General features: G+C 43.9%; 15 protein-coding genes and 1 rRNA gene. 15 read left to right on the top strand and 1 reads right to left on the bottom strand.

Annotated features, from left to right (window positions below; translation table 11 throughout):
* The first annotated feature begins 5 nt into the window (after nt 1-5).
* The 12 genes from H5114_RS13710 to lpxC all read left to right on the top strand — a co-directional run bounded on the left by H5114_RS13710 (nt 6) and on the right by lpxC (nt 15,258).
* A complete protein-coding gene (locus tag H5114_RS13710; protein WP_124018371.1) occupies nt 6-1,754 on the top strand; it encodes a penicillin-binding transpeptidase domain-containing protein in 1,749 nt (582 codons plus the stop codon).
* Entirely contained in the window at nt 1,741-3,231 is a 1,491-nt protein-coding gene (gene murE, locus H5114_RS13715; protein ID WP_182723223.1) for a UDP-N-acetylmuramoyl-L-alanyl-D-glutamate--2,6-diaminopimelate ligase, read from the top strand. Before H5114_RS13710 ends, murE begins: the two co-directional genes overlap by 14 nt.
* Nucleotides 3,228-4,616, top strand: a complete 1,389-nt coding sequence (gene murF / locus H5114_RS13720) for a UDP-N-acetylmuramoyl-tripeptide--D-alanyl-D-alanine ligase (protein WP_182698916.1) — start codon at nt 3,228-3,230, stop codon at nt 4,614-4,616. The genes murE and murF overlap by 4 nt, the downstream gene beginning before the upstream one ends.
* Nucleotides 4,617-5,699, top strand: a complete 1,083-nt coding sequence (gene mraY, locus H5114_RS13725) for a phospho-N-acetylmuramoyl-pentapeptide-transferase (protein WP_124018374.1) — start codon at nt 4,617-4,619, stop codon at nt 5,697-5,699. It begins immediately after the preceding gene.
* Between the two features lie 22 nt (nt 5,700-5,721).
* Nucleotides 5,722-7,044: a UDP-N-acetylmuramoyl-L-alanine--D-glutamate ligase gene (murD, locus tag H5114_RS13730; protein ID WP_124018375.1), complete on the top strand. Its 1,323-nt coding sequence runs from the start codon at nt 5,722-5,724 to the stop codon at nt 7,042-7,044.
* Nucleotides 7,034-8,248 carry a cell division protein FtsW gene (ftsW, locus tag H5114_RS13735; RefSeq protein WP_124018376.1) on the top strand — a complete coding sequence of 405 codons (1,215 nt, stop codon included), beginning with the start codon at nt 7,034-7,036 and terminating at the stop codon, nt 8,246-8,248. Before murD ends, ftsW begins: the two co-directional genes overlap by 11 nt.
* Complete coding sequence (murG, locus tag H5114_RS13740; RefSeq protein ID WP_182698918.1) at nt 8,248-9,351, top strand: undecaprenyldiphospho-muramoylpentapeptide beta-N-acetylglucosaminyltransferase; 1,104 nt, start codon at nt 8,248-8,250, stop codon at nt 9,349-9,351. The genes ftsW and murG overlap by 1 nt, the downstream gene beginning before the upstream one ends.
* A 1-nt stretch (nt 9,352) precedes the next feature.
* Nucleotides 9,353-10,807: a UDP-N-acetylmuramate--L-alanine ligase gene (gene murC, locus H5114_RS13745; RefSeq protein ID WP_124018378.1), complete on the top strand. Its 1,455-nt coding sequence runs from the start codon at nt 9,353-9,355 to the stop codon at nt 10,805-10,807.
* A 124-nt stretch (nt 10,808-10,931) separates the two neighbouring features.
* Nucleotides 10,932-11,699, top strand: coding sequence for a cell division protein FtsQ/DivIB (locus tag H5114_RS13750; protein ID WP_182698919.1), 768 nt, complete (start codon nt 10,932-10,934; stop codon nt 11,697-11,699).
* Nucleotides 11,700-12,935, top strand: coding sequence for a cell division protein FtsA (gene ftsA, locus H5114_RS13755; protein WP_124018380.1), 1,236 nt, complete (start codon nt 11,700-11,702; stop codon nt 12,933-12,935). It begins immediately after the preceding gene.
* A gap of 26 nt (nt 12,936-12,961) precedes the next feature.
* A complete protein-coding gene (ftsZ, locus tag H5114_RS13760) occupies nt 12,962-14,128 on the top strand; it encodes a cell division protein FtsZ (protein ID WP_124018381.1) in 1,167 nt (388 codons plus the stop codon).
* Nucleotides 14,129-14,337: 209 nt separating this feature from the next.
* Nucleotides 14,338-15,258 (top strand): UDP-3-O-acyl-N-acetylglucosamine deacetylase, encoded by a 921-nt coding sequence (gene lpxC, locus H5114_RS13765; RefSeq protein ID WP_124018382.1) that lies wholly within the window; start codon nt 14,338-14,340, stop codon nt 15,256-15,258.
* A 4-nt stretch (nt 15,259-15,262) separates the two neighbouring features.
* Here lpxC and H5114_RS13770 read toward each other — a convergent pair whose 3' ends face one another.
* A complete protein-coding gene (locus tag H5114_RS13770) occupies nt 15,263-15,715 on the bottom strand; it encodes a DUF721 domain-containing protein (protein ID WP_124018383.1) in 453 nt (150 codons plus the stop codon).
* Nucleotides 15,716-15,742: 27 nt separating this feature from the next.
* Here H5114_RS13770 and H5114_RS13775 point away from each other — a divergent pair, with 27 nt between their 5' ends.
* From H5114_RS13775 to H5114_RS13785, 3 genes are all read left to right on the top strand, one after another.
* The gene (locus H5114_RS13775) at nt 15,743-16,642 is read left to right on the top strand and encodes a M23 family metallopeptidase (protein ID WP_124018384.1); all 900 of its coding nucleotides are present in this window, start codon (nt 15,743-15,745) and stop codon (nt 16,640-16,642) included.
* Between the two features lie 58 nt (nt 16,643-16,700).
* Nucleotides 16,701-19,421, top strand: coding sequence for a preprotein translocase subunit SecA (gene secA / locus H5114_RS13780; RefSeq protein ID WP_182698920.1), 2,721 nt, complete (start codon nt 16,701-16,703; stop codon nt 19,419-19,421).
* A 624-nt stretch (nt 19,422-20,045) separates the two neighbouring features.
* Nucleotides 20,046-20,142, top strand: a 16S ribosomal RNA gene (locus H5114_RS13785); the annotation flags it as partial.

The raw sequence follows: 20,142 nt of genomic DNA on the forward strand, positions 1-20,142 counted from the left end.
GGAATATGGCTAGACAAGCGAAGCAGAAATTAGGTCACGAACTCATCCCATGGCGGTTATACGTTGTGGTGGGATTCGTATTGCTATTATTTTGCAGTTTAGTTGCCCGTGCTGCCTATATTCAAATTATTGAGCCAGATAAACTCCGTCACGAAAGTGATATGCGCACCCTACGCACAACCAGTAACCAAGTTCAGAGAGGGTTAATCACTGATCGCAATGGCGATATGCTCGCAGTCAGTGTGCCTGTGCAAGCGGTGTGGGCCGATCCTAAACACGCTCATGACCAAGATGCATTTAAAGATATGCGCCGTTGGCAAGCTCTTGCCGATGTACTGCAAGAGCCAGTCGATGAGCTGGTGGATAAAGTTAAAAATCACCCGAATAAGCGCTTTGTATACTTAAAACGTCAGGTAACCTCCGCCGTTGCTGACTACATTGAGCAGTTGAAAATCGGTGGCATTTACCTTAAAGCGGAATCTCGCCGTTATTATCCTTCAGGTGAAATTGCCGCTCAGTTAATCGGTATTACCAATATCGACGATGTCGGCATTGAAGGCATTGAAAATACTTATAATACCTGGTTAACAGGCACACCCTCTAAGCAAAAAGTCCGCAAATCTCGCGATGGCAGCGTGGTTGAGCGTCTAGATATGGTCCAAGAGGGCGAAAGCTCTAACGATTTAGTGCTCAGTATTGATCAGCGTATTCAGCAATTAGCCTACCGTGAATTAAAGCGTGCAACAGAAGTATACCAAGCGACATCTGGGTCTGTGGTGGTGATAGACGTCAATACGGGTGAAGTGTTGGCGATGGTCAATACTCCCTCATATAACCCTAATGCCCGTGATAATTTGCAGCCACACCGCATGCGTAATCGTGCCTTAACTGACACATTTGAGCCAGGGTCAACAATTAAACCTTTTGTTGTCGCTGCCGCGCTTGAAGCTGGCACAGTGAAAGTCAATGAATTGATATCGACATCGCCTGGTTGGATGCGCATTGGCGGGCGTCAAGTGCGTGACTCGAGTAATTATGGTGACATGACCTTAGCCAAAATTCTGGTGAAGTCGAGTAACGTAGGAATTAGTAAACTGTCCTTGTCTATGCCCATTGAACAATTATTAGGCACCTACCAATCTATGGGGGTCGGCAATTATTCAGGGATCAATTTAACCGGTGAAAGTGCTGGGTTAATTCATAATCGTCATCGTTGGTCTGACTTTGAACGTGCCACTCTGTCTTTTGGTTATGGTTTTACTGCCACTCCGTTACAAATTGCCCGTATGTACGCCACCTTAGGCAGTGGTGGAATATTGTATCCTGTGTCTATTTTAAAACTGAAACAGGCGCCCGAAGGTAAGCAGGTTATTTCACGTAAAGTCGCCTATGACGTTATGGAAATGCTCGTTGGGGTTACTGAAACGGGAGGCACGGGAACTAAAGCTCATATTGATGGCTACCCTGTAGCCGGTAAGTCCGGTACTAGCCGTAAAGCGGTAGCGGGTGGTTATGGCGATGATTATGTTGCTTTATTTGCCGGTGTGGCTCCAGTTCATAATCCTCGTTTAGCGATTTCTGTGGTCATTAATGAACCAAAAGGTGACAAGTATTACGGTGGCGACGTAGCGGGTCCCGCCTTTGCTAAAATTATGTCTGGTGCTTTACAAATGCTTAATGTTGAACCTATTTCAGAGCAGGAAGCCGTTCATTTGGCTACTGCGCGAGGAGCGCAGACCAATGTTATTAAATGATTTATTAGCGCCATGGTTCCATTACTCTGGTCGCGAATCGATTAGTTGTTTAACCCTAAATAGCCGTGAAGTGCAAGCTGGCAGTTTATTTGTGGCCCTGCCTGGCTATAAAGTTGATGGTCGATCATTCATTTCTCAAGCGGTTCAAGCAGGCGCTACAGCAATACTTATCCATACTGATAATCCAGATGAACATGGCTTAGTCGATCGCCTTCAGTATAACGTGCCATTAGTGTATTTTTTCCAATTAGGTCGGCAGTTATCGGCCGTTGCCGCGCAGTTTTATTTGTCCAACCGTCAGTCGTTGTCATTAATTGGTATCACAGGAACTAATGGCAAAACTTCGGTCAGCCAAATTATCGCGCAAATAGTAGCCTTACTTGGTCATCAAGCCGCCGTTATGGGCACATTAGGCAATGGTTTGTGGGGGCAACTTGTTGACAGCGGTAATACCACTGCCGATGCGATCACCATTATGCGTCAGCTTGGTGAATTTATTGCTCAAGGCACCGAAGTGTGTGCCATGGAAGTCTCAAGCCATGGCTTAGTCCAAGGGCGTGTCGAAGCGGCGCCGTTTGAGATTGCTGTGTTTACTAACCTAAGCCGTGATCACCTAGATTATCACGGTGATATGGACTCTTACGCCGCGGCTAAAAAACGCCTATTTCAATTTCCTAGTGTCCAACACGGGGTGATTAATATTGATGATGCTGTTGGCGCAAAATGGCTGACTGAACTGGCAAATGATAAGCATAAATCTTTCAGTATTAAGGGTAATGCTACAGCCGACTTTTACTGTGACGCTATTGAATATCATGATGCTGGTGTTACTGCAACGCTACATTTTGTCGAGATCGATAGCGGCCAACGAGTAAGTACGCCGTTTAGTTCACCGTTATTAGGTGCCTTTAATTTATCGAATCTTTTGGCCGCGATCTCTGCTTTGTACCTTCAAGGAATGGCAATGGCATCGATATTGGCCGTCATTCCAAAACTGGTGCCTGTGGCTGGTCGTATGGAGCGTTTTGCCTCAATGAATAAGGCTACTTTAGTGGTCGATTACGCTCATACTCCAGATGCCATTGAACAAGCACTAAAAGCGTTAAGACTGCACTGCAAAGGCACATTATGGTGTGTATTTGGTTGTGGCGGCGATCGTGATAAAGGTAAACGGCCTTTAATGGCACAAGCCGCAGAACAGTATGCAGATAAAGTCATGATCACTAGCGATAATGCTCGCAGTGAAGATCCGCAAACTATTATCGATGATATTTTGCAGGGCATTAGTCAACCGCAAAATGTGCTTAGCCAGGTTGACCGTATTGAAGCGATTACCCGTGTAGTGTCATTGGCACAAGCTGACGATATTGTACTGCTTGCTGGAAAAGGCCATGAAACCTATCAAGAAGTGGCTGGTGAGCGAATTGACTACGATGAACGTGCGTTAGCATTAACCTTGTCTCAGGAGGCATCATGATTAGCGTCACTTTGTCGGAATTGGCTCAGCATCTTAATGGCATGTTAGCAGGCCAAGATAGGTTGATTAACAATGTCAGTACTGACAGCCGTAATATTAGCGCGCAATGCTTATTTGTTGCTTTAAAAGGCGAGCGTTTTGATGGCCATGATTTTGCCGTAACAGCCATAAACAATGGTGCAGAAGCGCTTTTGGTTGATCATTTATTAGTGGATCACCCTTTTGGCGCCGATATCCCGCAAATTGTGGTCGCCGATACGCAAAAGGCGCTGGGTCAGATAGGCATATTTGTTCGTCAAGCTGTGGCACCTATTTGCGTGGCATTGACCGGATCAAACGGTAAAACCAGTGTTAAAGAAATGCTAGCCACTATTTTAGCTCAGCACCATAAAGTGTTATTTACTGCAGGTAATTTTAATAACGAAATTGGCGTGCCATTAACCTTGATGCGTTTAAGTGAAGGCGACGAATACGGGGTATTTGAGCTTGGTGCAAATCATAGTGGTGAGATTGATTACACCTCATCATTAGTCCATCCACGAGTCGCACTGGTGAATAATGTCGGCAGTGCTCACCTTGAAGGATTTGGGTCGCTTGAAGGCGTTGCACAGGCAAAATCGGAGATATTTAATCATCTTTCACAAGATGGCACAGCGATTATTAATGCTGACGATAAGTTTGCCGATTTTATGCTGCAACGCTCCAAAGACCATAAACAATTACGTTTTTCATGTGACATGAATGTTGATGCAGACGTTACCGCGACAAATATCGTGGCCGATGCCAATGGTTGTTATCAATTTACATTGACGTTTAACGGCCAGCATGTGCAGGTACATTTGCCATTGGCTGGAATGCATCAAGTGAGTAATGCTCTTGCCGCGGCATCAATGTCGATTGCGTTGGGATTATCGCTTACTAACATTGCCCAAGGCTTTTATTTACTCATACCCGTAAAAGGGCGTATGCAGCCACATGAACTTGGCCGAGTGTTATTAATTGATGATAGTTATAACGCTAATCCAACATCCGTGAGTGCAGCAATTGATTGGTTGCAACAACGTGATGGATATCGTTGTTTAGTGCTGGGAGATTTAGGCGAATTAGGCGACAATGCCGCCCCTTTGCACGCTAGCATTGGAACGCAGGCTAAAAATGCAACAATCGAGGCGCTGTTTTGTTGTGGTCAGTTATCGGCCAATACCAGTGAAGCATTCGGTAGTGAGCATTTTCCAGCTCAAGAAGCATTGATCGTGGCATTAAAAAAACAGTTAGCAAGCACCACAGGTCATATCACAGTTTTAGTTAAAGGTTCCCGCAGCGCCGCCATGGAGCGAGTTGTGGACAGTTTATTAGATGCCTATGGGCGTGGGGAGTTAGTGTAAATGCTGGTTTATCTAGCCGAGTATTTAACCCAGTTTTATTCTGGGTTTAACGTTTTTTCATATGTAACGTTTCGGGCTATTTTAGGCTTGTTAACCGCATTGGTGTTTAGTTTGTGGTGGGGGCCGATATTAATTAAGCGCCTGCAAATGCTGCAAATTGGCCAAGTGGTTCGAAGTGATGGCCCTGAGTCACACTTTAGCAAACGTGGTACGCCGACCATGGGCGGCATAATGATCCTTGCGGGTATTTTTATCAGTGTGCTGTTATGGGGTGATTTATCTAACCGTTACGTGTTAGTTACCTTATTCGTATTAGCCACTTTTGGTGCGATTGGCTTTATTGATGATTACCGTAAAGTGGTAAAAAAAGATACTAAAGGCCTGATTGCTCGTTGGAAATATGCTCTACAGTCTATCGCTGCGTTAGTGGTGGCAGTGTTTTTATATAGCTCCTCGACCATGGGTGGGGAAACCCAATTAGTGGTGCCGTTTTTTAAAGATATTATGCCTCAGTTAGGCATGATGTTTATTGTTTTAGCGTACTTCACCATTGTTGGTGCGAGTAATGCGGTGAATTTAACAGATGGCTTAGATGGCCTAGCGATTATGCCAACCGTAATGGTCGCCGCAGCTTTTGCATTAATCGCTTACTTATCTGGTCATGCTCAGTTTGCCAGTTATCTACATATCCCTCATTTACCTTTAGCGGGTGAGTTAGTGATTGTGTGTACCGCAATGGTAGGCGCAGGTTTAGGTTTTCTGTGGTTTAACACTTATCCAGCGCAAGTGTTTATGGGCGATGTGGGTTCATTAGCACTGGGCGCAGCTTTAGGTGTGATTGCTATTTTAGTTCGCCAAGAAATTTTGCTGGTGATTATGGGTGGCGTTTTTGTTATGGAAACCGTATCGGTGATCCTGCAGGTGGGCTCATATAAATTACGCGGCCAACGCATTTTTCGTATGGCGCCGATCCATCATCATTATGAGTTAAAAGGGTGGCCAGAGCCGCGGGTTATTGTGCGTTTTTGGATTATCTCGTTGTTTTTAGTGTTACTAGGTCTTGCGACGTTAAAATTACGCTAAGCAATTAATAAAGGTCAGTATTATGCAAACTCAATACACGCACATTGTTTTAGGCTTGGGGGCTACAGGGCTCTCGGTCGTGCGTTTTTTAGCGACTAAAGGCATCAAACCTTTAGTGATGGACAGTCGTCGTCATCCGCCTGGTGCAGATACCTTGGCGCAAGAGTTTGCCGATATTGAGTTATTAGCCGGTGGGTTTGATTGTCGTTATTTAGTTCAGGCTAGCCAAATTATCATTAGCCCAGGTGTGCCTGTTGATACGCCTGAAGTGCGTGCGGCATTAGACATGGGCATTGAAGTGATTGGTGATATTGAGTTATTTGCCCGAGAGATAGCGGATAGAAAACCGTGTGTTGTTGGTATCACTGGGTCAAATGGTAAATCTACAGTAACGACCTTAGTATATGACATGCTGCTAACGGCCGGTAAGTCGGTGGCTATTGGCGGCAATATTGGTACGCCAGCGCTGGATTTATTGCCTCAAAATGCTGATTTTTTTGTACTTGAACTGTCGAGTTTTCAACTTGAAACCACTGCTTCGTTACATTGTATTGCGGCTACATGCCTTAATATTAGCGAAGATCATATGGATCGCTATAGCGACCTAAACTCCTACCGCGAAGCAAAGTTACGTTTATATCCACAAAGCCGTTTTGTCATGTATAACCGCGATGATGAATTAACTTATCCAATTGAACCAATGAATCAAAATAATTTTGGTTTAGGCGTGCCTGAAGGTGATGCGTGGGGATTAAGTGATGGCAAGATTTTTCATGGTGATAGCGAAATTATGAATCTAAATGAAGTGACCTTAATTGGCAGTCATAATCACGCTAACTTATTAGCCGCAATGGCATTAGCGGATGCTTGCGGGGTTGGTAAAGAGTCCATGATTGAAGTGGCTAAAACCTTTGCTGGTTTAAGCCATCGTTGTGAGCTTGTCGGTGTGAAACAAGGTGTGACGTACATCAATGACTCCAAAGCGACTAATGTTGGCGCAACAGTTGCCGCACTGGAAGGGCTTAACTCGCATTTAGGCGATTTATACTTGATCGCTGGCGGCGATGGTAAAGGCAGCGATTTTCGTCCCCTTGCAGAACCGCTTTCCAATATTACTCAATTGATTACCTTGGGCCGAGATGGGCGCAAAATAGCCAAATTAAAATCAGGAGCTATTGAGGTCACATCGATGGCTGAGGCCGTTGCAAAAGCCGCTGAGTTAGCATCGTCTGGTGATATCGTATTATTGTCTCCGGCGTGTGCCAGTCTAGATATGTATAAGAATTTTATGGCTCGCGGTGATGATTTTAGACAATGTGTGGAGTCATTAGCCGATGGCGAATAACGAGCAGCAACTGAGCTTGTTTAAACGGGGCCTTAATTGGACTTTACCCTCGTTATTATCAGGTGAACAAACACCTGATATGCCATTGTACGACCGTAGTTTTCTCGTCGCGATAGTCGGTTTGATGTGTTTTGGCTTTGTCATGGTGATGTCCGCGTCAATGCCTGAAGCAACTAAGCTGACAGGCGATCCATTTTATTTTATGTACCGCCATGTGCTCTATCTTGTTGGCTGTGTGGTGATTGCATTTGTGGTGCTTAAGTTCGAAGTCAGCTATTGGGAAAAAAATAGCGGCATGCTGATGCTTGGAGTACTGGTCTTATTGATCGCTGTGCTGTTTATTGGCACATCGGTAAATGGTGCGCGTCGATGGTTGTCTATTGGTCCCATTAGGATCCAAGTCGCCGAAATGGCCAAGTTTGTATTTATTGTTTACATGGCGGGTTACTTAGTTCGTCGTCATGGTGAATTGCGTGAAAACCGTAAAGGCTTTTACAAACCGATTGGCGTTTACGGTTTGTTCGCTGTGTTGATCCTATTACAGCCCGATTTGGGTACTGTGGTCGTGTTGTTCGTGTGTACTGTAAGCCTACTTTTTTTGGCTGGTGCTCGCATTACTGACTTTATGGTGTTGGTGTTACTAGGCGTAGCGACATTCGTATTGCTGGTGTTATTTGAGCCTTATCGTATGCGACGAGTGACTTCGTTTATGGATCCATGGGAAGATCCTTTCGGCAGTGGTTATCAGTTAACGCAATCGTTGATGGCTTACGGTCGGGGTGATTGGTTTGGTCAGGGGCTAGGTAACAGTATTCAGAAGCTTGCTTATTTACCAGAAGCGCATACTGACTTTATCTTTGCGGTGATCGGTGAAGAACTCGGGTTTATCGGTATTATTATGGTGTTATGCGCACTGTTTTTCATTGCTATTCGTGCGATTAGACTGGGTAATTTATGTTTGAAAATGCAACGTCCTTTTGAAAGTTATGTCGCTTATGGTGTAGGCATTTGGGTGTGTTTTCAGACAGTCGTTAATGTGGGAGCCAGTATTGGTATGTTACCAACCAAAGGTCTTACGCTGCCGTTTATTAGTTATGGTGGCAGTAGTTTGTGGATTATGACCGCTGCGGTGATGTTGCTCATTAGGATCGATCATGAACGTCGAGTTAGTTTGGTACAAGCTGTAAAAGGGAGAACAAGTTAATGAACAGTAATATTGGCCGTTCTCCTAAGATATTGATTATGGCTGGCGGTACGGGTGGGCATGTTTTCCCGGCACTAGCAGTAGCAAAGTACTTAGCTGACAAAGGTTGGCAAGTACGTTGGTTAGGTACAGCCGATCGTATGGAGGCTCGTCTCGTGCCACAGCATGGATTTGATATTGAATTTATCGATATTAAAGGTGTGCGGGGTAATGGGCTCATACGTAAGTTAGCGGCTCCGTTTAAAATTATACGTTCAATTATTCAAGCTAAAGCTGTGATTGATGACTTTCAGCCCGACGTCATTCTAGGGATGGGCGGGTTTGCCAGTGGCCCTGGTGGCGTGGCGGGTAAATTAGCTGGTATTCCGCTGGTGTTGCATGAGCAAAATGCCATTCCAGGATTAACCAACAAATTGCTGTCTAAGATTGCCAAAAAGGTTTTGTGTGCATTTCCTAATACCTTTGCCAGTGATGTGGCCAATGTGGAGGTGGTAGGCAATCCCATTCGCCAAGAGTTGATAGAGTTAGGCGAACACATTAAAACTCCACAAGCAGATGCGTTAAGGGTGCTAGTGGTGGGTGGCAGTTTAGGCGCAAAAGTATTGAATGACGTTATGCCAGCGGTGGTGGCTCATTTATGCAAATATCATTCACTGACAGTTTGGCACCAAGTGGGCAAAAACAACCAAGTAAGTGTCAAGGCTAACTACCAACAGCTTGGGCAGTCCGACAGTGTCAATGTTGCTGAATTTATTGATGATATGGAAGCCGCTTATCGTTGGGCTGATGTCGTAGTCTGTCGATCAGGTGCTCTTACTGTATCAGAACTGGCTGCTGTGGGCTTACCGAGTATTTTAGTGCCATATCCACATGCAGTGGATGATCACCAAACCGTAAATGCATCGGTACTTGTTGATGCTGGCGCAGGATTTTTATTACCACAAACCATTTTAAATGCAGATAATCTTGCGGAAAAGTTGCAGTTATTTGCTGAGAATAGACAAGAACTAGCCCAGATGGGGCTTAAAGCAAGAGGTGTAGCAGTATTAGATGCCACTGAACGAGTAGCAGATATTTGTGCCTCATTTGCGAGAAAGGGTTGAAATGACAAAGACAGAAAAATACGCACAGCTTCGTAGCATGATCCCTGAGATGAGACGGATCAAACGCATTCATTTTGTTGGCATTGGTGGTGCTGGCATGGGTGGGATTGCGGAAGTGCTAGTGAATGAAGGCTATCAAGTGAGCGGTTCGGATATTGCCATCAATAGTGTGACTGAACGTTTAGTCAGTTTGGGTGCGAAAATCATTATTGGCCATCAGGCCCAAAGTGTTGAGCAGGTTGATGTCGTCGTGGTTTCAACAGCGATTAACCAGCAAAATCCTGAGATTATCGCAGCCAAAGAATTACGTATTCCGATAGTACGTCGTGCAGAGATGCTAGCCGAGTTAATGCGCTATCGCCATGGTGTTGCCATTGCAGGTACTCACGGTAAAACCACCACTACCAGCTTAATTGCCAGTGTATATGGTCAAGCTGAACGCGACCCCACATTTGTCATCGGTGGCTTACTCAATAGTGCAGGTACCAATGCACGCTTAGGCACTAGTCGATACCTTATTGCTGAAGCAGACGAAAGTGATGCAAGCTTTTTGCATTTGCAACCAATGGTGAGTGTGGTCACCAATATTGAAGCCGATCATATGGATACCTATGGTGGTGATTTTGAAAAGTTGAAAACCACCTTTATTGATTTTTTACATAACCTGCCGTTTTACGGTGTAGCCGTTATGTGCATTGATGATGAGGTTATTCGCGAAATCATGCCGCGTATTGGCCGACAAGTTGTGACCTATGGTTTTAGTGACGATGCCGATGTACAGGCGATTAATTTTTCTCAAAACGGCCATCAGTCAAGCTTTACGGTGAAACGTCACAATAAAGAGAATCTCGATATTGTGCTTAATTTGCCAGGCGAGCATAACGTACTTAATGCATTAGCTGCGATTGCTGTTGCCAGTGAAGACGACATTGATGATAGCGCTATTGTGCAAGCGCTTGCACAATTTGAAGGTATTGGTCGACGTTTTCAGCATTTAGGTGAATTTGAAACACCTAATGGCAATGTGATGCTAGTAGATGATTACGGTCATCATCCAAGTGAAGTATTAGCAACGATTAAAGCGGCTAGGGCTGGTTGGCCAGATAAGCGCCTAGTTATGGCATATCAGCCGCATCGATACAGCCGTACCCGTGATTTATATGAAGATTTTGTCGATGTGTTGTCGCAAGTAGATTGTTTATTATTATTAGATGTTTATGCCGCTGGTGAAGCGCCTATTCCCGGTGCGGACGGACGCGCTTTATGTCGCTCTATTCGCTTACGTGGCCAGATAGACCCTATTTTTATTGCCAGTCCAGATCAGCTTGCCGCGGTATTGCCTGATGTATTGCAACATGGTGATTTATTCATGACCCAAGGTGCAGGTAATATTGGTAGTTTATCGAAAGAATTAGCTCAGAATAATCTGGGTTGTAAAGTACTTGCTGAAGAGTAATAAAGCGATTGATTTTTCACCAATTATTGCGTGTAAAAATCGAGCTTTAAACCTTCTGAATTGGTCTATATAATGACCGATCTTTTGGGATTAACTCCGGAACAATATCAGAGGCGGATTTAAGGTGTCGTGGAGCGATAAAGGGCGGCAACTAAAACATAAACTGGCTCGTGTTAATTGGTATTTTTGCACTGGCGTACTGTTTTTATGCAGTGTACTTGGCACCGTAGTATGGGGTGGGGTGAAATTGCATGATCTGCTCAATGATGCAGATGCATTACCAATTGAAGCGGTTGCCATTAAAGGCGAGCGAATTTATACCACCGATGACGAGATAAAGAACGCCTTGCAATCATTAATGCAAAGTAGTTTTTTTAGTGCCGATGTTGCGGATGTTCAAAAAGCATTAGAAGCTTTGCCGTGGGTTTATCATGCATCTGTTAGGCGTGAATGGCCGGCAAAGTTTAAGATCACTTTACAAGAGCAGCAAGCTGTAGCGCATTGGAATGAAGTGTCTTGGCTCAATACTAATGGTGAGGTTTTTGATGCGTTAGCGCATGCAGAACATGATACGTTACCTAAGTTATATGGCCCTGAAGGGGCTGAAATGGAAGTCTTGACCAGCTATAAGCAGTTAGATGAGTTATTGACGATAAACCAGTTTAAGTTGGCCAGTTTACGCCTAAGTCCACGTCATGCTTGGCATGCAGTATTGGCTAATGGGATTCAAATTGAACTTGGTCGAGAAGATAAAATGGCAAGGATACAACGCTTTATAAATGTGTATCCTACTTTGAAGCAAAGTGATAAACCCGTTGCAACCGTTGATTTACGTTACGATACCGGGTTCGCCGTAGGTTGGGATGATTCAGAAAAAGAGAGTCGACAATAAATGACCAAAAATCAGGAAAGAAACCTCATCGTGGGGTTAGATATAGGGACATCCAAAGTCGCAGTGATCATTGGCGAAGTATTACCTGATGGTGAAATTAGTGTCATTGGTTTAGGTAATCATCCTTCTCGCGGTATGGACAAAGGCGGCGTAAATGACCTCGACTCTATCGTACGCAGCGTGCAGCGAGCGTTAGATCAAGCAGAGCTTATGGCAGATTGTCAGGTTGCCTCTGTATATTTAAGCATTTCGGGTAAGCACATTGCTTGTCAAAATGAAAATGGCATGGTGTCGATTAACGACGAAGAAGTGACTCAGGAAGATGTTGACAACGTTATTCATACCGCGCGCTCGGTTAAGATCCCGACAGAACGTCGTATTTTACACGTATTGCCACAAGAATATTCTATCGATGTTCAAGACGGGATTAAGAGCCCAATTGGCATGTCGGGCATGCGTATGGAAGCGAAAGCGCATATCGTGACCTGTGCCAATGATATGGCCAAAAATATTACTAAGAGTGTTGAACGCTGTGGGCTAAAAGTTGACGATTTAGTGTTTTCTGGTATCGCCTCAGCAGATTCAGTGCTCACAAATGATGAGAAAGATTTAGGTGTGTGTATTGTTGATATTGGTGGTGGAACAACTGATATTGCTGTATATACCAACGGCGCATTACGGCATTGTGCGGTGATCCCAGTAGCGGGCAATCAAGTCACTAGTGACATCGCCAAGATATTCAGAACGCCCTTAACGCATGCAGAGCAAATTAAGGTGCAATTTGCCAGTGCCAGAAGTTCAACCGTCAGTCGTGAAGACAGTATTGAAGTACCATCAGTAGGTGGTAGACCTTCACGCAGCATGTCACGTCATACGCTGGCAGAAGTGGTAGAGCCAAGATACCAAGAATTGTTTGAGCTTGTGCTTAAGCAGTTACAAGATAGCGGATTAGAAGATCAAATTGCTGCAGGGATTGTACTTACCGGAGGAACGTCATCGATATCGGGTGCCGTTGAAATTGCAGAAGCAACCTTTGGTATGCCAGTTCGTGTTGCCTCTCCGCTACCAGTTAAAGGATTATACGAATATGTGGATCAACCAATCTATTCTACCGGAATAGGGTTGCTTCATTATGGCGCAAGGCGAGTTATCGAACGACAGTTCGAGCGACCTGAGCGACAAGGGGTTACCAGCTTTTTGAATCGGGTCAAAAGTTGGTTTAAAGGTGAATTTTAATAACGCAGACAAACGGAGATCAGACAATGTTTGAGATCATGGATACACATTCAGACGAAGCGGTGATTAAAGTCATCGGCGTCGGTGGCGGCGGCGGAAATGCTGTCGAACATATGGTAAAACACAGCATCGAAGGTGTTGAATTTATCGTCACAAATACAGATGCACAAGCACTACGTAAATCAAGTGCGGGTTCAACTATCCAGCTAGGGCGCGATGTTACTAAAGGCCTTGGTGCTGGCGCAAATCCTGATGTCGGTCGTCAAGCTGCTGAAGAAGATCGCGAGAACATTCGTGCAGCAATAAAAGGGTCTGACATGATCTTTATCGCTGCAGGCATGGGCGGTGGTACCGGTACCGGTGCTGCACCAGTCGTGGCTGAAATTGCGCGTGAAGAAGGTATTCTAACGGTTGCTGTTGTGACTAAGCCTTTTCCTTTTGAAGGGAAAAAGCGTATGGCATATGCAGAACTTGGTATTGCTGAATTAGCTAAACATGTGGATTCGTTAATTACGATCCCAAATGAAAAGTTATTAAAAGTATTGGGTCGTGGTACATCACTACTTGATGCCTTTGCTGCAGCTAACAACGTATTACTGGGTGCCGTTCAAGGTATTGCAGAGCTTATTACTCGCCCAGGTCTTATTAACGTCGATTTCGCCGATGTGAAAACAGTGATGTCTGAAATGGGTAATGCCATGATGGGTACTGGTGTTGCTCGTGGTGATGATCGCGCAGAAGAAGCTGCAGAAGCTGCTGTTGCCAGTCCATTACTAGAAGATATCGATTTAGCCGGTGCTCGTGGCGTGCTAGTTAACATTACTGCTGGTATGGATATCACTATTGAAGAGCTTGAAACAGTGGGTAACCATGTTAAAGCTTATGCATCTGATAACGCTACTGTTGTTGTTGGTGCTGTGATTGATCCTGAAATGAGTGATGAATTACGTGTAACTGTTGTTGCTACTGGTATTGGCGCTGAGAAAAAGCCAGACATTCAGCTAGTGTCTAAGCCTGTTGCTCGTCCAGAACCTGTTGCGATAGAACCTCGTCCTGAACCCGTTGATGAAGTTGTATCACAACAAAGCTATGCTGCGCCAAAAGGTAATGCTGTACCACAGCCTCAACCAGCGCAACGTACTGATGCTGATTATCTTGATATTCCAGCATTCTTACGTAAGCAAGCGGATTAATAGACGGATAAAACGCAATGTTTAGCGTGACTAATGAGCGTGATGTGCTGATAAAGGTTATTTTGTAAACAGGTTTACAATTTGCAACGTATTTGGCGTTTTTTTTGTGAAAAACTAAATTTATGGTAGCATGTTGTACCAGTTATGCATGATAGCCTGAGGCTATTATTGCAACTATTTGTTTAATATTGATATTTATGGGCTACTGAATGATTTTTCAAAGAACTGTTCAAAAGATGGTGAAGAGCACTGGTGTCGGATTACATTCTGGCAACAAGGTGACTCTGTGCATTAAGCCCGCACCAGTAAATTCAGGGATTGTACTCAAGCGTACCGATCTTAGCCCTGCTGTGTCTATTCCAGCCAAGGCAGATATGGTTCGTGAAACCACAATGTGTACTGCCCTTGTCAATGATGCTGGTATTCGAATATCAACTATTGAGCATTTGTTCGCAGCACTTGCTGGCTTAGGCATCGATAATGCTATTATCGAAGTCGATGCACCAGAAATCCCGATTATGGATGGCAGTGCAAGCCCTTTTGTGTTCTTACTGCAAAGCGCAGGTATTAAAGAACAAGCTGCAGCGAAAAAATATATAAAAATTACTAAGCCTATTCGTGTTGAAGATGGTGATAAATGGGCCGAGTTAAAACCTTTTAAAGGCTTTAGAGTTGATTTTAAAATTGACTTTGCTCACCCTGAAATTGCCCGCAGTCAACAACACATGGTGATGGATTTTTCGACATCAGCGTTTGTAAAAGACATTAGTCGTGCCAGAACATTTGGTTTTATGCGGGATATTGAATACCTACGTGCAAATAATCTTGCATTAGGTGGCAGCATGGAAAATGCCGTTGTACTTGACGAATATCGTGTATTAAACCCTGATGGTCTGCGTTATGAAGACGAATTCGTTAAGCATAAAATTCTTGATGCATTTGGTGACTTATATGTTGCTGGTCATGCAATTGTTGGTGAATTTTCGGCTTACAAAACGGGTCATGCGTTAAACAACCAACTTGTGCGTGCATTACTTGCTCAGCAAGAAGCATGGGAGTTAGTCAGCTTTGACAAAGAGGCTGATGTGCCTGTCAGCTTCATGGTTCCAGGTGCGTTGGCGCACGTTTAACCCGTTAAGATTGCCTATTACGGCTGGCTAATGCAGCCAGCCGTTTTAGTTTTTCACCTAGAGAACCATCGACATGTTCTGCTAATGCTTCAATATGCTGTGCTGCAGTGGTGCTGATCACATTTTGATTAGTTTGAGATTGTGGTTTTGCTAAGGCAAGCCCAGGATTGACTTTCACCTCAATAGCAGTAAGCATCGGAAGTGTGTCAGTTTGAAGCTGTTTTAATAGCTTCTGCTTTTGAAAGTTTATTCTAGCAGCCCATGCTGCGGATGTCGTTTCAATAACAAGAACACCCTGGCGGAGATTAGCGACTTTTAGCTGCTCAGCCACAGGGCCACTTAATGTCTGTTTTACATAACGATTCAGATTATTAAGTAGTTCTGCTTTCTCGGCCAGTTCAGGCAGTCTCCCAGACAAATGGACTAAATTGCTGAGATCTTGAGGGGGCTTTTTCATATGATAATAAGATGGCTGAATTAGGCTATGAGTGTAACAGTTTTTATCCAAGGTCGAAATGGTGTAACGCGCTGGCAACCAAGTAAGCGTTGGTTACTCCTACCTATTATTCTAATGGCCACCGGCACAGGAATATATCAATACAGCACTGAGCGTTTTGCTAACCAACAAGCGAAAGTTGATGAAAATAAGCAGCTACGCCAACAGCAAAAGCAACAAGTTGTAGAACTCAAAACTGCAACTGAAACCCAGCTAGCATCTTTAGTCACTCACGTGGCAAAACTGCAGGCCAAAATCACCCGACTTGAAGCCCTTGGGCAGCAAGTAGCGCAAAATAACCTCCTTGATGACCAATTTGATTTCTCTACAGAAGTCGGTATCGGCGGATTGAGCGAAATCGGCAATGGTGTCGAATTAAGTCAGCTTATCGATGAAATGAATAAGCTGGCATCTAGAATTGATAATAATAACGTTCAGCTATCCCTACTTGAAACAGTAGCATCTAATCTCCATATAGATGAAGAGCGTTATATATCAGGGCGGCCAATCGATAAAGGTTGGTTATCTTCGCCCTATGGTTTACGAAATGACCCTTTTAGCGGCCGACGAACAATGCATAAAGGCATTGATTTTGCCGGCAAAGAAGGGGCGGATGTTACAGCTACTGCTGCAGGCGTTGTAACATGGTCAGGAAGAATGCTTGGATATGGTGAGTTAGTCGAAATAGATCATGGTAATGGTCTTCGCACTCGCTATGGACATAATAAATCTCTGTCAGTAAACGTAGGTGACGTGGTTGCCAAAGGCGATAAAATTGCCAGTATGGGAAGCACAGGCCGTTCAACCGGCCCCCATGTGCATTACGAAGTGCTGCGTGGTAAACAACAAATAGATCCACAGAAATACGTTTACCGCAAAGCAAGTTAATAATATTAACGGTTAATGCGCTCAAATGAGCCAAACCTACAACAGATAAGTGATTAAGATGTTAGGCAAACTACTGACAAAAGTATTCGGAAGTCGCAACGACCGCACCCTGAAAAGTCTTGGAAAAATTGTTGTTCAAATTAATGCATTAGAAGCAGATTACGAAAAGCTTTCTGATGAAGAACTGAAAGCGAAAACGGCAGAGTTCCGTGCACGTTTAGAAAATGGCGAAACGTTAGATGACATCATGGCAGAAGCATTTGCTGTTGTTCGTGAAGCATCAAAGCGTGTGTTTGATATGCGCCATTTTGATGTGCAGTTACTTGGCGGCATGGTACTCGACAGTAATCGCATTGCTGAAATGCGAACCGGTGAAGGTAAAACACTTACGGCAACTTTGCCTGCTTACCTTAACGGCATAACGGGCAAAGGTGTTCACGTTATTACCGTGAACGATTACTTGGCAACCCGTGATGCTGAGAATAACCGTCCACTGTTTGAGTTTTTAGGATTAAGCGTCGGTATAAACATCGCGGGTTTAGGTTCATTCGAAAAGAAAGAAGCTTACAACGCAGATATTACCTACGGTACCAATAATGAATTCGGTTTCGACTATCTTCGCGACAACATGGCATTTTCGCCACAAGAGCGTGTTCAGCGACCATTGCACTATGCCCTTATTGATGAAGTCGATTCAATTTTAATTGATGAAGCGCGTACACCACTGATTATTTCCGGTGCCGCAGAAGACAGCTCTGAACTCTACGCTAAAATTAATTTATTGATCCCAAGCCTTATTGCTCAAGATAAAGAAGACACCGAAGATTATGTTGGCGAAGGTGACTACAGTATTGATGAAAAAGGCAAACAGGTCCATTTAACTGAACGTGGTCAAGAGAAAGTTGAACTGCTTTTAATTGAAAAAGGTATGTTAGCCGAAGGCGACTCGCTTTACTCTGCAACGAATATTTCGCTATTGCATCATGTTCATGCAGCACTTCGCGCACATACCTTGTTTGAAAAAGATGTCGATTATATTGTTCAAGATGATGAAGTCATCATTGTCGACGAACATACAGGCCGTACTATGCCTGGACGTCGCTGGTCTGAAGGCTTACATCAAGCAGTGGAAGCTAAAGAAGGCGCTAAAATCCAGAATGAAAACCAAACTCTGGCTTCTATCACTTTCCAAAACTATTTCAGACAGTATGAAAAACTTGCCGGTATGACCGGTACAGCTGACACTGAAGCATTTGAATTTCAGCATATATATGGCTTAGACACGGTTGTTGTTCCGACAAACCGTCCAATGGTCCGTAATGATATGGCCGATTTGGTCTATCTTACTGCGCCAGAGAAATATGCCGCGATTATTAAAGATATCGAAAGTTGCCGCGAACGTGGTCAACCAGTATTGGTGGGTACGGTATCTATTGAGCAATCAGAACTGCTTAATACGTTATTGAAAAAAGCCAAAATCCCTCATAGCGTGCTCAATGCTAAATTCCATGAAAAAGAAGCTGAGATCGTTGCTCAAGCGGGTAGTTTAGGTGCAGTAACAATTGCAACTAACATGGCTGGTCGTGGTACAGATATCGTATTAGGCGGTAACTGGAACATGGAGATTGAAGCACTAGATAATCCTACCGCAGAACAGAAAGCCAAGATTAAAGCCGATTGGAAGATTCGTCATGATGAAGTGGTTGCTGCAGGTGGTTTACACATCCTAGGGACAGAACGTCACGAATCTCGTCGTATCGATAATCAGTTACGAGGTCGTGCTGGTCGTCAAGGTGATGCGGGTTCTTCACGTTTCTATTTGTCGATGGAAGATAGCTTGATGCGTATATTCGCATCTGACCGTGTATCAGGCATGATGAAGAAGCTTGGCATGGAAGAAGGTGAAGCCATCGAACATCCATGGGTATCACGTGCTATTGAAAATGCGCAGCGTAAAGTAGAAGCGCGTAACTTTGATATTCGTAAGCAGCTACTTGAATATGATGATGTGGCTAATGATCAACGCCAAGTTGTCTATGCACAACGTAATGAGTTAATGGATGCTGAGAGTATCCAAGATACAATTCAGAATATTGAACAAGATGTGATCAGCGGAATCGTCGATCAATATATTCCACCGCAATCACTTGAAGAACTGTGGGATGTATCAGGACTTGAACAACGCCTTGGTAACGAGTTTGGTCTAAAGCTAACGATTCAAAAATGGTTAGATGAAGATGACAATCTGCATGAAGAGACGCTACGCGAACGGATCTTATCTTCATGGAGTGATTTATATAAAGCTAAAGAAGAAATGGTCGGTGCACAAGTATTACGTCAATTTGAAAAAGCGGTAATGCTACAAACGCTAGATGGCCTTTGGAAAGAACATTTAGCGGCTATGGATCATTTGCGCCAAGGTATTCATTTACGTGGCTATGCACAAAAAAATCCAAAGCAAGAATATAAGCGTGAATCGTTTGAGTTATTTCAACAACTGCTTGAAACACTAAAAAATGACGTGATAAGTGTATTGTCTAAAGTACAAGTCCAAGCACAATCAGATGTTGATGAAATGGAGCAACGTCGCCGTGATGAAGAAGCAAAGATTAAACTGGCTTATCAACACGCATCAGCAGAAGCATTAAGTGATACTGCAGAGCAGCAAGTCGAGGCTCCTAGAACAGTGATCCGTGAAGGCGAGAAAATAGGCCGTAACGATCCATGCCCATGTGGTTCAGGACAAAAGTACAAACAATGTCACGGTAAACTCAGTTAACTCTCGGTTCACTATTGATGTTAGATAAAAAAGGTAGCGATTATTCGCTACCTTTTTTTGTTTCTAGTTTCATAAAATACACTGCCAAATTAGCCTTCTGTGGATAACTTTGGGGGTAAATAGTGGGTATCATGTAGTTAAGTCGTCAAATGGAAAAAAGATCATAAAAAGATCATTTTTTTGCACAAAAGCGCTTGCACTAAATCTTAAGCTGCCTATAATGCGCATCCACTGACACGGCAGACAGCGAAAGCAAAAACCGGTTAGCGTTATGAGCAACCACCTAGTGGTGTTTATAACAGGCAAAAAGAAGTTTGAAAAAACACTTGACGCCATAAAGGGATTGCGTAGAATACGCAGCCCAAGCCAACGACCTAGCGTCTTACGGCGATGTCTGAAAAATCGACATCACGCTCTTTAACAATTTATCAAGTAATCTGTGTGGACATTCACAGGTATTGAGTTATTCGAAATTGTCTTCTGTTCTTTGGAATGTTGGCAATCAAAAAATTTACACTCAATGCAACGATGAATGTTCATAGTAATATGTACAAAGACTTGTTTCGCTTCGGTGAGATAAGCAATCAGAATTCATCGAGCCGAATCGCAAGATTCAAAAAACTTTAATTGAAGAGTTTGATCATGGCTCAGATTGAACGCTGGCGGCAGGCCTAACACATGCAAGTCGAGCGGTAACACAAGGGAGCTTGCTCCTGAGGTG

Source organism: Shewanella sp. SR43-8, assembly GCF_014163775.1.
In the GTDB taxonomy this organism is placed as follows: domain Bacteria; phylum Pseudomonadota; class Gammaproteobacteria; order Enterobacterales; family Shewanellaceae; genus Shewanella; species Shewanella vesiculosa.

Coding starts and splice junctions, on each gene's coding strand:
- ftsZ (WP_124018381.1), top strand. CDS start 12,962: ATGTTTGAGATCATGGATACACATTCAGACGAAGCGGTGATTAAAGTC.
- murG (WP_182698918.1), top strand. CDS start 8,248: ATGAACAGTAATATTGGCCGTTCTCCTAAGATATTGATTATGGCTGGC.
- ftsA (WP_124018380.1), top strand. CDS start 11,700: ATGACCAAAAATCAGGAAAGAAACCTCATCGTGGGGTTAGATATAGGG.
- murF (WP_182698916.1), top strand. CDS start 3,228: ATGATTAGCGTCACTTTGTCGGAATTGGCTCAGCATCTTAATGGCATG.
- murD (WP_124018375.1), top strand. CDS start 5,722: ATGCAAACTCAATACACGCACATTGTTTTAGGCTTGGGGGCTACAGGG.
- murC (WP_124018378.1), top strand. CDS start 9,353: ATGACAAAGACAGAAAAATACGCACAGCTTCGTAGCATGATCCCTGAG.
- lpxC (WP_124018382.1), top strand. CDS start 14,338: ATGATTTTTCAAAGAACTGTTCAAAAGATGGTGAAGAGCACTGGTGTC.
- mraY (WP_124018374.1), top strand. CDS start 4,617: ATGCTGGTTTATCTAGCCGAGTATTTAACCCAGTTTTATTCTGGGTTT.
- ftsW (WP_124018376.1), top strand. CDS start 7,034: ATGGCGAATAACGAGCAGCAACTGAGCTTGTTTAAACGGGGCCTTAAT.
- H5114_RS13710 (WP_124018371.1), top strand. CDS start 6: ATGGCTAGACAAGCGAAGCAGAAATTAGGTCACGAACTCATCCCATGG.
- secA (WP_182698920.1), top strand. CDS start 16,701: ATGTTAGGCAAACTACTGACAAAAGTATTCGGAAGTCGCAACGACCGC.
- H5114_RS13775 (WP_124018384.1), top strand. CDS start 15,743: ATGAGTGTAACAGTTTTTATCCAAGGTCGAAATGGTGTAACGCGCTGG.
- H5114_RS13770 (WP_124018383.1), bottom strand. CDS start 15,715: ATGAAAAAGCCCCCTCAAGATCTCAGCAATTTAGTCCATTTGTCTGGG.
- murE (WP_182723223.1), top strand. CDS start 1,741: ATGTTATTAAATGATTTATTAGCGCCATGGTTCCATTACTCTGGTCGC.